Origin of the sequence: Mitsuaria sp. BK037 (genome assembly GCF_014193045.1) — a bacterium.
GTDB lineage: Bacteria > Pseudomonadota > Gammaproteobacteria > Burkholderiales > Burkholderiaceae_C > Roseateles.
Genome location: NZ_JACHYS010000001.1, coordinates 589,973 through 601,539, shown reverse-complemented (window position 1 = coordinate 601,539; position 11,567 = coordinate 589,973). Strand labels below are relative to the sequence as shown.

Here is an 11,567-nt window from a genome sequence, read left to right as displayed (position 1 = left end):
CGCCCCGCCGCCCCACGCCATGGCACCCTCCCGCACCCTCGTCTTCTCGCACGCCAACGGCTTCCCCTCCGGCTGCTACCGCGTGCTCTTCGAGGTGTGGCGCGACGCGGGTTGGACCGTGCACGCGCTGCCGCGCATCGGCCACGACCCGCGTTATCCGGTCACCAGCAACTGGCCGCACCTGCGCGACGAACTCCTGCAGTTCATCCAGGACCAGGTGAAGCCGACCGGACCGGTGATGCTGGTGGGGCATTCGCTCGGCGGCCTGCTGTCGCTGCTGGCGGCGTGTCGCAAGCCGGCGCTGGCCCAGGGGCTGGTGATGCTGGATTCACCGGTCGTCGACGGATGGCGCGCGCACAGCCTGCGGGTGGCGAAGTCCGCCGGCCTCATCAAGAAGGTGTCGCCCGGCAAGATCTCGCACCAGCGCCGCTACGAATGGCCCAGCCGCCAGGACGTGCATGCGCATTTCGCGTCCAAGAGCAAGTTCGCGCGCTGGGATCCGCGCGTGTTGAAGGACTATGTCGACAGCGGCTTCGACGACCACGCCGACGGCCAGGTGCGACTGGGCTTCACCCGCGAGATCGAGACCCGCATCTACAACACGCTGCCGCACAACCTGCCGCGCATCCTCAGACGCCACGCGCCGAAGTGCCCGGTGGCCTTCGTCGCGGGCACGCAATCCGAGGAACTGCGCCAGGCCACGGCCGCTGGCTCCAAGGCCCTGGCCAAGGACCTGTTCCGCTGGTTCGAGGGCACCCACCTCTACCCCTTCGAGCGTCCCGACGACACGGCCCGGCTGGTGCTCGAGTTGATCGACGAAATGAAGGGCAGGACGGCGTCGCTATAATCGCGCTTTACCACCACGGCGTTTTGAGGTCCGGTACGACGCATCCGGACGCAATCAGGCGCTGCAAGACAATGACCAAGTACGTCTTCGTCACCGGCGGTGTCGTGTCCTCCCTCGGCAAGGGCATCGCATCGGCCTCTCTCGCGGCCCTTCTCGAGTCCCGCGGCCTCAAAGTCACCCTGATCAAGCTGGATCCCTACATCAACGTGGATCCGGGCACGATGTCCCCGTTCCAGCACGGCGAAGTCTTCGTCACCGACGACGGCGCCGAGACCGACCTGGACCTGGGCCACTACGAACGCTTCATCACCACGCGGATGAAGCGCTCCAACAACTTCACGACCGGACAGATCTACATGTCGGTCCTGGAGAAGGAGCGCCGCGGCGACTACCTCGGCAAGACCGTCCAGGTGATCCCGCACATCACCAACGAGATGCAGGAATTCATCCGTCGCGGCGCCGGTCACGGCACTGCCGATGCGGTGGACGTGGCGATCGTCGAGATCGGCGGCACCGTCGGCGACATCGAGTCGCTGCCCTTCCTGGAAGCCGCCCGCCAGATGAGCCTGAAGATGGGTCCCACGAACGTCGCGTTCGTGCACCTGACCTACGTGCCGTGGATTGCCGCCGCGGGCGAACTCAAGACCAAGCCCACCCAGCACACCGTGCAGAAGCTGCGCGAGATCGGCATCCAGCCCGACGCGCTGCTGTGCCGCGCCGACCGCCGCGTGCCCGACGACGAGCGCGAGAAGATCTCGCTGTTCACCAACGTGCCCGAGTACGGCGTGATCTCGATGTGGGACGTGAACACGATCTACAAGGTCCCGCGCGTGCTGCATGAGCAAGGCCTGGACCAGCTGATCTGCACCAAGCTGCAGCTCAACACCAAGTCCACCGACCTCAAGCGCTGGGACATGCTGGTCAACGAGGTCGAGAACCCGAAGACCGAAGTCACGATCGCGATGTGCGGCAAGTACACCGACCTGTCGGACAGCTACAAGTCGCTGAACGAGGCGCTGCGCCACGCCGGCATCCACAACCATGCCCGCGTCAACATCGAATACGTCGACTCCGAGACGCTGGACGCCGAGCACGTCAAGCAGCTCGACAAGTACGACGCGATCCTGGTGCCCGGCGGCTTCGGCAAGCGCGGCGTCGAGGGCAAGATCCTCGCCGCCCAGTACGCCCGCGAGCACAAGACGCCCTACCTCGGCATCTGCCTGGGCATGCAGGTCGCGACCATCGAGTACGCGCGCCACAAGGCGCAGCTGGACGGTGCGAACTCGACCGAGTTCGAACCCGACGCGCCGCACAAGGTGATCGCGCTGATCGACGAATGGCAGGACGCGGATGGCTCGATCCAGAAGCGCACCGCTCAGTCCGACCTCGGCGGCACCATGCGCCTGGGCGCGCAGAGCTCGGACGTCAAGCCCGGCACGCTGGCCTACGAGATCTACGGTCCGGTCGTCAACGAGCGCCACCGTCACCGCTATGAAGCCAACGAGCAGTACCTGGACCAGCTGCAGGATGCCGGCCTGGTGATCTCGGCGATCACCCAGCGCGAGAAGCTGACCGAGATCGTCGAGCTGCCGCGCAACGTGCACCCGTGGTACATGGGCGTGCAGTTCCACCCCGAGTTCAAGTCGACGCCGTGGGACGGCCACCCGCTGTTCATCGCCTTCATCAAGGCCGCGCTGGAACACAAGGCCAAGGTCGGCCATGAGGTCAGCGCTCCCGCGGCCGCCTGACGCCTGGCGTCAGAGGCCGTGCCTCCGGCGACTTCCCGATCCACGACGAAAGAGACACCGCGCATGCCCGCCTTCATCATTGCCGACGTGACCGTGACCGACGCCGACCAGATGGCGAAGTACCGCGAATGGAGCACGAAGGCGATGCAGGAGCATGGCGCGGAGGTCCTGGTGCGCGGCGGCACGATCGAGGTGCTGGAAGGCGACTGGACGCCGAGCCGGCTGGTCGTGCTGAAGTTCCCGGACCGCACGGCGGCCCGGCGCTTCTACGAATCCGAGACCTACCAGCATGCGAAGTCGCTGCGCCAGCAGGCCGGCGTGATGCACATGGTCGTCGTCGACGGCGTCTGATCCTTCGCCATGCCCCGCACCAGCCATCGCGCCCATTCCCCGTCCAGACGGGCGATGCGGCCCGGTGGCTTTTTTTCGCCCCTCTTTCGTCCCCCTTTCTGGCCGCAGCTTGTTCAGCACAGGTAACCCGTTGCTGGCACCATGCGCGCCGACCGAGTTTTTTCACTTCTGGAGACTGTTCCCATGAGCGCCATTGTTGACATCGTCGGCCGCGAGATCCTCGACAGCCGCGGCAACCCCACCGTGGAATGCGACGTGCTGCTGGAATCCGGCGTGATGGGCCGTGCCGCCGTGCCGTCGGGCGCGTCGACCGGTTCGCGCGAAGCCATCGAACTGCGTGACGGCGACAAGTCGCGCTACCTGGGCAAGGGCGTGCTCAAGGCCGTCGAGCACATCAACACCGAGATCTCGGAAGCCGTGCTGGGCCTGGACGCCTCCGAGCAGGCCTTCCTGGACAAGACCCTGATCGACCTGGACGGCACCGAGAACAAGAGCCGCCTGGGCGCCAACGCGATGCTGGCCGTGTCGATGGCCGTGGCGCGCGCCGCCGCGGAAGAGTCGGGCCTCCCGCTGTACCGCTACTTCGGCGGCATGGCCGGCAACCAGCTGCCGGTGCCGATGATGAACGTCATCAACGGCGGCGCGCACGCCAACAACTCGATCGACCTGCAGGAGCTGATGATCATCCCCGTGGGCGCGCCGTCGTTCCGCGAAGCGCTGCGCTGGGGCGCCGAGGTCTTCCATGCGCTGAAGAAGATCATCGACGCCAAGGGCATGTCCACGGCCGTCGGCGACGAAGGCGGCTTCGCCCCGAACGTCGAGAACCACGAAGCCGCGATCCAGATGATCCTGGAGGCGATCGACAAGGCCGGCTACACCGCCGGCGAGCAGATCGCGCTGGGCCTGGACTGCGCCGCCAGCGAGTTCTACAAGGACGGCAAGTACGTGCTGGAAGGCGAAGGCGGCATCCAGCTGACGGCCGAGCAGTGGACCGACATGCTGGCCACCTGGGTCGACAAGTACCCGATCATCTCGATCGAGGACGGCATGGCCGAAGGCGACTGGGACGGCTGGAAGCACATCACCGAGAAGCTGGGCGACAAGGTGCAGCTGGTGGGCGACGACCTGTTCGTCACCAACACCAAGATCCTGAAGGAAGGCATCGACAAGGGCATCGCCAACTCGATCCTGATCAAGATCAACCAGATCGGCACGCTGACCGAGACCTTCGCCGCCATCGAGATGGCCAAGCGCGCCGGTTACACCGCCGTGATCTCGCACCGCTCGGGCGAGACCGAGGACTCGACCATCTCCGACATCGCCGTCGGCCTGAACGCCGGCCAGATCAAGACGGGCTCGCTGTCGCGCTCGGACCGCATGGCCAAGTACAACCAGCTGCTGCGCATCGAGGAAGACCTGGGCGACGTCGCCGTCTACCCCGGCCGCGCCGCGTTCTACAACCTGCGCTGAGCCTGCGCGCGGCCTGACCCCCTCGGGGTCCGGCCGCCTGGCGACGAAGAAGGGCGAGTCCATCGGGCTCGCCCTTTTGCACTGCCGGATGCGTCGCGAACGCCACGGATCCCCGTGAATCCGGGGCTCGCGCGGGCGGCCTGGGCACGGGCTGCCACGCGAGGCGGCTACACTCGCGGCCTGTGAAAGCCCTGGCCATCGTCCTCACCGCCTTCCTTGTCGCCATCCAGGCCCAGCTCTGGTTCGGCAAGGGCGGTCTGGCCCGTGGTGTCCAGTTGCGCGCCGAACTGCGCGAGCAGGCCGAGGCCAATGAGAAGGCCCGCGCGCGCAACGCGCAGCTGCAGGCCGAACTGCTCGACCTGCGCGAAGGCCTCGAGATGGTCGAGGAAAAGGCCCGCATGGAACTGGGCATGGTCAAGCCGGACGAGGTCTTCGTCCCGCTGCGCCGCTGAACTTCCCCACTTCCTGCATGCTCTCGCGGATGGATGCGCTGCTCGGGCCGTTGTCGGCCGCCCTCGATCAATCGCTCAACCTGGCCCTCGCGCCGGCGTTCACCGCGCTGGGCAGCCCTATCAGCTGGCTGGAGCTGGTCGCCTTCGTGCTCGCGATCTGGATGGTCGTGTGCAACATGCGGGTGCAGGTGCTGGCCTGGCCGCTGGCGCTGACCAGCTCGCTGCTCTACTTCCTGCTGTTCTGGAGCGGCAAGCTCTACGGCGAGGCCTCGCTGCAGCTGCTCTTCGCCGCGCTGGCGCTGTGGGGCTGGTGGCAATGGCTGCGCGGCCGCACCGCCGAGGGCGACACGCTGCATGTGCGCACGCTCGGCCCCAAGGGCCGCGTCACCGCGCTGCTGGTCACGCTGGCCGCCTGGCCGCTACTGGGGCTGTTCCTGCAGCACCGTACCGATTCCCCCCTCCCCTATTGGGATGCCCTCCCCACGGTGGCCAGCATCACCGGCCAGTGGCTGCTGGGCCGGAAGTACCAGGAGAACTGGCCCGTCTGGGTGATGGTCAACCTGGTCAGCATCGGGCTCTTCGCGCTGAAGGGCTACTGGCTGACGGTGGTGCTGTACGCGGTGTTCGTGCCGATGTCGGTGGCCGGCTGGCGCGCGTGGCAGCGACAGCTGCGGCCGGCGACGGTCGCCGCCTGATCCCGCGGCCGATCGCCGCCGTCCTCGCAGGCCCTCCCTCATGACGCTGCACATCGCCCTGGTCGGCGCCGAGAGCACCGGCAAGAGCCAGCTCGGCGTGGACCTGCTCGATCACCTGCGGTCACAGACGCGGCTGCGCTGCTCGCTGGTGGGCGAATTCCTGCGCGAGTGGTGCGAGCGCGAAGGCCGCACGCCGCGCCCCGACGAGCAGCGCTCGATCGCCGAGGAACAGTGGCGCCGCGCCGAGGCCGTCGCCGCCGACCACGACCTGGTCCTGCACGACACCACGCCGCTGATGACCGCGGTCTACAGCGAGCAGCTCTTCGGCGACACCTCGCTCCATCCCTTCGCGCTGCGCATCCAGGCCCGCATGGATGCGACCCTGCTGATGGCGCTGGACCTGCCGTGGGTCGGCGATGGCATGCGCGACGGCCCCCATGCGCAGCAGCCCACCGATCGCCTGCTGCGGCGGGCGCTGCGGGACGCGGGACTGGGCTACAGCCTGGTGTCGGGCGCCGGTCCGGAGCGGCTGCGGCAGGCGCTCAACGCGCTCGGGCCGCTGCTGCGTCCGCACCTCGGTCGCGAGGACGGTCTCTTCGGCCGGCTGCTGCAGCGCGGCGAACAGCTGGGCGGCGACTGGCGCTGCGAACGCTGCGACGACCCGGCCTGCGAGCACGCCGCCCGCCTCCTGGAACGCCAGCCGCGCGCCTGAACGCCGCCCTCACGATCCGGCCATGCGGGCGAGGCACAATCCGCCGCGTTCCGGACCGCAAACATTTGCGATCCTCTGATCTGGCGCCCCAGGAGCCTTCCCGATGACCCGTCCTTCCGTGCGCCGCCCGCTGGGCGCGCTGTCGATGCTGCTGAGCGCGGCGCTGCTCGCCGCCTGCGGCTCGCTGAGTTCCACCGCCCCCCAGGCGCCGCTGCCGCCCACGTTGGACGCGCCGGTGACGCCGGCCAAGGCCGCCACCGGGACGGTCGCCGTCAAGGTGCTGGCGATCAACGATTTCCACGGCAACCTGCTGCCCCCGGCCGGCGGCATCAAGCTGCCGGACCCGCAGGATCCGGCCAAGACGGTCACCCTGCAGGCCGGCGGCGCCGAACGCATGGCGACGCTGGTCGCGCAACTCAAGGCGAAGAATCCCAATCACGTGTTCGTGGCCGCCGGTGACCTGGTCGGCGCCAGCCCCTTGCTGTCGGCGCTGTTCCATGACGAATCGACGATCGAGTCGCTGGGCCTGATGGGGCTGGACATCTCCTCGGTCGGCAACCACGAGTTCGACCAGGGCATCACCGAACTGCTGCGCAAGCAGCGCGGCGGCTGCCACCCGAAGGACGGCTGCAAGGGCCCGACCGAGTTCAAGGGCGCGAAGTACCAGTACCTGGCCGCCAGCACCATCGACGAGAAGACCGGCCAGCCGGTGCTGCCCGCCTATGCGATCAAGCGCTTCGACGGCGTGCCGGTGGGCTTCATCGGGCTGTCGCTGAAGGGCACGCCGGAACTGGTGAGCCCCATCGGCATCCGCGGGCTGCGTTTCGACGACGAGGCCGAGACCATCAACCGCCTGGTACCCGAACTCGAGCGCCAGGGCGTGCATGCGATCGTCGTGCTGATCCACGAGGGCGGTTACCCGAGCGGCGGCATCAACGACTGCCCCGAGATCTCCGGGCCGATCGTGGACATCGTCAAGAAGCTGGACAAGCGCGTCGGGCTGATCGTGTCGGGCCACACGCACCGCGCCTACAACTGCCGCATCGACGGCCGCCTGGTCACCAGCGGCGACAAGTACGGCACCCTGGTCACCGAGATCGACCTGACGCTGGACCGCGCCACCGGCACCCTGACCGAGGCCCGCGCCAACAACGTGATCGTGCGTCCGGAGACCGCCAGGGACCCGCGCCAGACCCTGCTGATCAGCAGCTACCAGCAGGTGGCGCAGCCGCTGATCGAGCGCCGGGTCGGTTTCCTGGCGCAGGCGCTGAGCAAGGAAGGCGACGACCGCGGCGACGGCGGCGGCACGACGATGGGCCAGCTCGTGGCCGATGCGATGCTGGCCGCGACGCGCGCGCCGGAGAACGGCGGCGCGCAGGTCGCCTTCCAGAACGTCGGCGGCGTGCGCACCGGCCTGATCCATCGCCCGGACGACAGCGTCACCTTCGGCGACCTGTTCGCGGCGCTGCCGTTCTCGAACGCGCTGGTGGTCGTGGAGATGTCGGGCGCCCAACTGCAGCGGGCGCTCGAGGAACAGTGGTGGGCCGGCGACGCCAAGTGGCTGCCGCTGCAGACTTCGCAGGGCTTCAGCTACCGCTGGGACAAGCGCCGCCCGGTCGGGTCGCGCGTGGTGCCCGGCAGCATGACGCTGGACGGCCGCGTGATCGCGCCCGAGCAGAAGGTCCGCGTCGCCATCAACAACTTCCTGCAGGTCGGTGGGGACAGCTTCAAGACCTTCACCGAAGCCCGCTTCCTGCAGACCGGGCCGATGGACGTCGAGGCCCTGGAGGCCTACTTCAAGGCGCAGGGCAATGGGCGGGTGAAGGCCACCGCGCTGGATCGCGTGATCCGCGTGGACCAGGATCCGCGCTGAAGCTCACTGGACCTGTCTGGAGCCCGGAGCCTGGTTCTGCGGGTCGGTGAAGAGCTCGCCGACATCGACCGCGTCGAAGACGTAGTGGTTGCCGCAGAACTCGCAGCCGATCTCGACGCCGCCCAGCTCCGCCAGCACCTCGTCCACTTCCTGGCGACCCAGCCCCAGCAGCATGCGGCCGACGCGCTCGCGCGAGCAGGTGCAGGCGAAGCGCGGGTACTGCGGGTCGAAGCGGCGCACCGTCTCCTCCCAGAACAGCCGGCGCAGGATGGTGTCGCTGTCCAGCGTCAGCAGCTCCTCGGCCGTCAAGGTGGCGGCCAGCATGCTGATGCGGTTGTAGGCCTCTTCCATCTCCTCGCGCACGACGCCGGAACTGGCGCCCGCCTCGAGGTTGCCCTCGCCTTCGATGGGCAGGCGCTGGATCAGCAGGCCCGCCGCGAGCTGGTCGTTCGCTGCCAGCACCAGCGTGCTCTCGAGCTGCTCCGACTGGCGCATGTAGTGCTGCAGCACATCGCTGAGCTTTTCCAGCGGCTGTCCGTCCGGCCCGCTCAGCGGCACCACGCCTTGGTAAGGCTGCTGGCCCGGCAGGCGGTCCTTCGGATCGAGCGTGATCGCGCAGCGCCCCTGGCCGTGGACGTTGAGCATCTGCTGCAGCGTCGCGTTATCCGGCACAGCCTCGCGCGTCTTGGCCGTCGAGCGGAAGCTCATGTCCGGCTGGACCTCGACCACCGCCAGCTTCAGCGGGCCGTCCCCCATCACCTGGAAGACCAGTGCGCCGTTGAACTTGATGTTGGCCTGCATCAGCACGCCCGCCGCCGTCATCTGGCCCAGCAGGTCGCGCACCGCCGGCGTCAGCGGCTCCTTGCGCCGGCCCAGCAACTCCTTCCAGCTCTCGTCCAGGCGGACCAGCATGCCGCGCACCGGCAGGCCTTCGAAGAGGAACTTGTGGAGCTCGCTGGGCGCGGGCTTGGTCGACGTGGTCATGGGACTCCTTTGAATTCGGGTGATCTGGGGGCGGAACGCGGATCGTCAATGCGGACCAGCTCTTCGGCATAGCGGCGCCCGTTGCGCACGTAATGGGCCGCGCTCATGGCCAGGCCCTGGATCTGCTCCGGGGTGAGCGCGCGCACGACCTTGGCCGGCGAGCCCATGATCAGGCTGCCGTCGGGGAACGCCTTGCCCTCGGTGACCAGCGAGCCGGCGCCCACCAGGCAGTTCGCGCCAATGCGCGCGCCGTTGAGCACCACGGCGCCGATGCCGATCAGCGCGTTGTCGCCGATGGTGCACCCATGCAGCATCGCCTGGTGGCCCACCGTGACGTTGCGCCCGAGCGTGAGCGGCATGCCGGCATCCGCGTGCAGCACGCTGCCGTCCTGGATGTTGCTGCCGGCGCCGATGGTGAGGTGGTCGCTGTCGCCGCGCAGCACCGCGTTGAACCAGATGCTGACCTCGTCCTCGAGCGTGACGCGGCCGATGACCTGCGCGCTCTCGGCGACCCAGACGCCGGCGCCGAGTTCCGGCGTGTGCTCGCCGAGGCGGTAGACGGCCATGCGTTTCTCCAAAAGGGATAATTCTACGAATGGAACTTCGAACCCGCGCGCTGCAGGTCCTTCTGATCGCGGACCCGCAGGCCAAGGCGGCCGCGGCTCGCGAGCTGCACGCCGCCGCGACGGCCATGACAGGCACACCGTCCGCCTCGCCCGCCGCCGACGGCGCGCCCATCACCCCCAGCCCCGACTGCGGCACCAGCCCCGCCCTCGCGCCCGAGGTCTGGCTCGACACCAGCGCCATCCTGGTCCCGGAGACCGAGCCCCCCGGCCGTCAGGCCCGGCCCCGGCTGGTGGCCGCGCTGCAGGTGGCCTCGCGGTCGCCCTACACGCCGGAAGGTCGCGCGGCGCTGCTGCACGCGATCGCGCACATCGAGTTCAACGCGATCAACCTGGCGCTGGACGCCGTCTGGCGCTTCCCCGACATGCCGCGCGCCTACTACCTCGACTGGCTGCGGGTCGCGGCCGAGGAGGCGCTGCACTTCACCCTGCTCGATGAGCACCTGCGCGGCCTGGGCCGCGCCTATGGCGACTTCGACGCGCACGACGGCCTGTGGACGATGGCGATGCGCACCGCCGGCGACGTGCTCGCCCGCATGGCGCTGGTGCCGCGCACGCTGGAAGCGCGCGGGCTGGACGCGACGCCGCCGCTGCAGGCCAAGTTCGCCAAGGCCGGCGACGCGCGCGCGGTGGAGATCCTCGGCGTGATCCTGCGCGACGAGGTCGGCCATGTGCGCATCGGCAACCACTGGTACCGCCACCTGTGCCGCGAGCGCGGCCTGGATCCGGTCGCGCTCTACCCCGAGCTGGTCGAGCGCCACGAGGCCCCGAAGCTGCGCCCGCCCTTCAACCTCGAGGCCCGCGGCGGCGCCGGCTTCAGCGACGAAGAACTGGCCTATCTCCGCTCATGAAGGCTGGCGCGAAGCTGCGCCCCGGCCCGTCCTCCGCCATCGTCGACACTCCGCCCCATGACCCGCATCCAAGCCAACCTGCTGCTGACCCTCATCGCGATGATCTGGGGCTCGGCCTTCGTCGCCCAGGCCCACGGGATGGAGAGCATCGGGCCGATGATGTTCACCGGCATCCGCTTCCTGATCGGCGCGCTGGTGGTGCTGCCGCTGATCGTGCGGGAACGCCGCGCGCCCGGCGCGACGGTGCTGCGCGGCGGCGACGCGCTGAAGATCATGGGCCTGGGCGCGCTGCTGACCACCGGCGCGGCGCTGCAGCAGATCGGCATCCAGTACACGACCGTCACCAACGCCGGCTTCCTGACCGCGCTGTACGTGCCGCTGGTGCCGCTGCTGGGCTGGCTGCTGCTGCGCCACCTGCCGCACTGGTCGGTGTGGCCGGGCGCGCTGGCCTGCCTGGTCGGCGCCTTCCTGCTGTCGGGCGCGCATGAACTGGACATCGGCCTGGGCGACGCCTGGGTGATCGCCTCCGCGCTGCCCTGGGCGGTGCACGTGCTGCTGGTGGGCATGGTCGCGGACCGGATGAACGCGCCGTTCACCGTGGCCGGCGGCCAGTTCCTGTTCTGCGGCGTGGTGGCGCTGGCCTGGGCCCTCGCCTTCGAGTCCTGGAGCTGGGCCGGCATCCAGGCCGCCGCCGGGCCCATCCTCTACACCGGCGTGCTGTCGGTGGGCATCGCCTTCACCGGGCAGGTGGTGGCGCAGCGCTATGCCCACGCGGCGGACGCCGCGATCATCCTGTCGTCCGAGACGCTGTTCGCCGCCGTCTTCGGCTACCTGATGATGGGCGACCGGCTCAATGCCGCCGGCCTGCTGGGCTGCGCGCTGATCCTGGGCGCGATGCTGCTGATCCAGCTGCTGCCGATGCTGCGCGTGCTGCGGCCGCGCGCGGCCTGAGCGCCCGACG

The 11,567-nt window shown here is 69.0% G+C and carries 12 protein-coding genes; 10 read left to right on the top strand and 2 right to left on the bottom strand.

The annotated features are described in order from the left end of the window. Positions 1–19 precede the first annotated feature (19 nt). From FHT37_RS02685 to FHT37_RS02650, 8 genes are all read left to right on the top strand, one after another. Entirely contained in the window at positions 20–847 is an 828-nt protein-coding gene (locus FHT37_RS02685; RefSeq protein ID WP_091723666.1) for an alpha/beta fold hydrolase, read from the top strand. A gap of 71 nt (positions 848–918) precedes the next feature. Then, positions 919–2,595 (top strand): CTP synthase, encoded by a 1,677-nt coding sequence (locus FHT37_RS02680; protein WP_091723663.1) that lies wholly within the window; start codon positions 919–921, stop codon positions 2,593–2,595. 63 nt (positions 2,596–2,658) lie between these two features. Next, on the top strand, positions 2,659–2,946 hold the full coding sequence (locus FHT37_RS02675; protein WP_183478694.1) for a DUF1330 domain-containing protein: 288 nt from the start codon (positions 2,659–2,661) through the stop codon (positions 2,944–2,946). Positions 2,947–3,129: 183 nt separating this feature from the next. Next, on the top strand, positions 3,130–4,416 hold the full coding sequence (eno, locus tag FHT37_RS02670; RefSeq protein ID WP_091723658.1) for a phosphopyruvate hydratase: 1,287 nt from the start codon (positions 3,130–3,132) through the stop codon (positions 4,414–4,416). Between the two features lie 182 nt (positions 4,417–4,598). Then, positions 4,599–4,868, top strand: a complete 270-nt coding sequence (gene ftsB / locus FHT37_RS02665; protein WP_091723656.1) for a cell division protein FtsB — start codon at positions 4,599–4,601, stop codon at positions 4,866–4,868. A 29-nt stretch (positions 4,869–4,897) separates the two neighbouring features. After that, positions 4,898–5,563, top strand: a complete 666-nt coding sequence (pnuC, locus tag FHT37_RS02660; protein ID WP_183481153.1) for a nicotinamide riboside transporter PnuC — start codon at positions 4,898–4,900, stop codon at positions 5,561–5,563. 40 nt (positions 5,564–5,603) lie between these two features. Then, complete coding sequence (locus tag FHT37_RS02655) at positions 5,604–6,275, top strand: AAA family ATPase (protein ID WP_183478693.1); 672 nt, start codon at positions 5,604–5,606, stop codon at positions 6,273–6,275. Between the two features lie 103 nt (positions 6,276–6,378). Then, on the top strand, positions 6,379–8,148 hold the full coding sequence (locus tag FHT37_RS02650; protein WP_183478692.1) for a bifunctional UDP-sugar hydrolase/5'-nucleotidase: 1,770 nt from the start codon (positions 6,379–6,381) through the stop codon (positions 8,146–8,148). A gap of 3 nt (positions 8,149–8,151) precedes the next feature. Here the strand turns inward: FHT37_RS02650 and FHT37_RS02645 are convergent, their stop codons facing one another. Continuing rightward, positions 8,152–9,132, bottom strand: a complete 981-nt coding sequence (locus FHT37_RS02645) for an Hsp33 family molecular chaperone HslO (protein WP_183478691.1) — start codon at positions 9,130–9,132, stop codon at positions 8,152–8,154. Next, complete coding sequence (locus FHT37_RS02640; protein WP_183478690.1) at positions 9,129–9,698, bottom strand: gamma carbonic anhydrase family protein; 570 nt, start codon at positions 9,696–9,698, stop codon at positions 9,129–9,131. Before FHT37_RS02640 ends, FHT37_RS02645 begins: the two co-directional genes overlap by 4 nt. A gap of 29 nt (positions 9,699–9,727) precedes the next feature. Here FHT37_RS02640 and FHT37_RS02635 point away from each other — a divergent pair, with 29 nt between their 5' ends. After that, positions 9,728–10,606, top strand: a complete 879-nt coding sequence (locus FHT37_RS02635) for a ferritin-like domain-containing protein (protein ID WP_183478689.1) — start codon at positions 9,728–9,730, stop codon at positions 10,604–10,606. Positions 10,607–10,663: 57 nt separating this feature from the next. Beyond that, positions 10,664–11,557: a DMT family transporter gene (locus tag FHT37_RS02630; protein WP_147240107.1), complete on the top strand. Its 894-nt coding sequence runs from the start codon at positions 10,664–10,666 to the stop codon at positions 11,555–11,557. Positions 11,558–11,567: the final 10 nt, after the last annotated feature.

Excerpts from the sequence above, each read along its gene's own strand:
- FHT37_RS02645 (WP_183478691.1), bottom strand. The coding sequence starts at position 9,132 with ATGACCACGTCGACCAAGCCCGCGCCCAGCGAGCTCCACAAGTTCCTC.
- pnuC (WP_183481153.1), top strand. The coding sequence starts at position 4,898 with ATGGATGCGCTGCTCGGGCCGTTGTCGGCCGCCCTCGATCAATCGCTC.
- FHT37_RS02630 (WP_147240107.1), top strand. The coding sequence starts at position 10,664 with ATGACCCGCATCCAAGCCAACCTGCTGCTGACCCTCATCGCGATGATC.
- FHT37_RS02680 (WP_091723663.1), top strand. The coding sequence starts at position 919 with ATGACCAAGTACGTCTTCGTCACCGGCGGTGTCGTGTCCTCCCTCGGC.
- FHT37_RS02655 (WP_183478693.1), top strand. The coding sequence starts at position 5,604 with ATGACGCTGCACATCGCCCTGGTCGGCGCCGAGAGCACCGGCAAGAGC.
- FHT37_RS02650 (WP_183478692.1), top strand. The coding sequence starts at position 6,379 with ATGACCCGTCCTTCCGTGCGCCGCCCGCTGGGCGCGCTGTCGATGCTG.
- FHT37_RS02675 (WP_183478694.1), top strand. The coding sequence starts at position 2,659 with ATGCCCGCCTTCATCATTGCCGACGTGACCGTGACCGACGCCGACCAG.
- eno (WP_091723658.1), top strand. The coding sequence starts at position 3,130 with ATGAGCGCCATTGTTGACATCGTCGGCCGCGAGATCCTCGACAGCCGC.
- FHT37_RS02640 (WP_183478690.1), bottom strand. The coding sequence starts at position 9,698 with ATGGCCGTCTACCGCCTCGGCGAGCACACGCCGGAACTCGGCGCCGGC.
- FHT37_RS02685 (WP_091723666.1), top strand. The coding sequence starts at position 20 with ATGGCACCCTCCCGCACCCTCGTCTTCTCGCACGCCAACGGCTTCCCC.
- FHT37_RS02635 (WP_183478689.1), top strand. The coding sequence starts at position 9,728 with ATGGAACTTCGAACCCGCGCGCTGCAGGTCCTTCTGATCGCGGACCCG.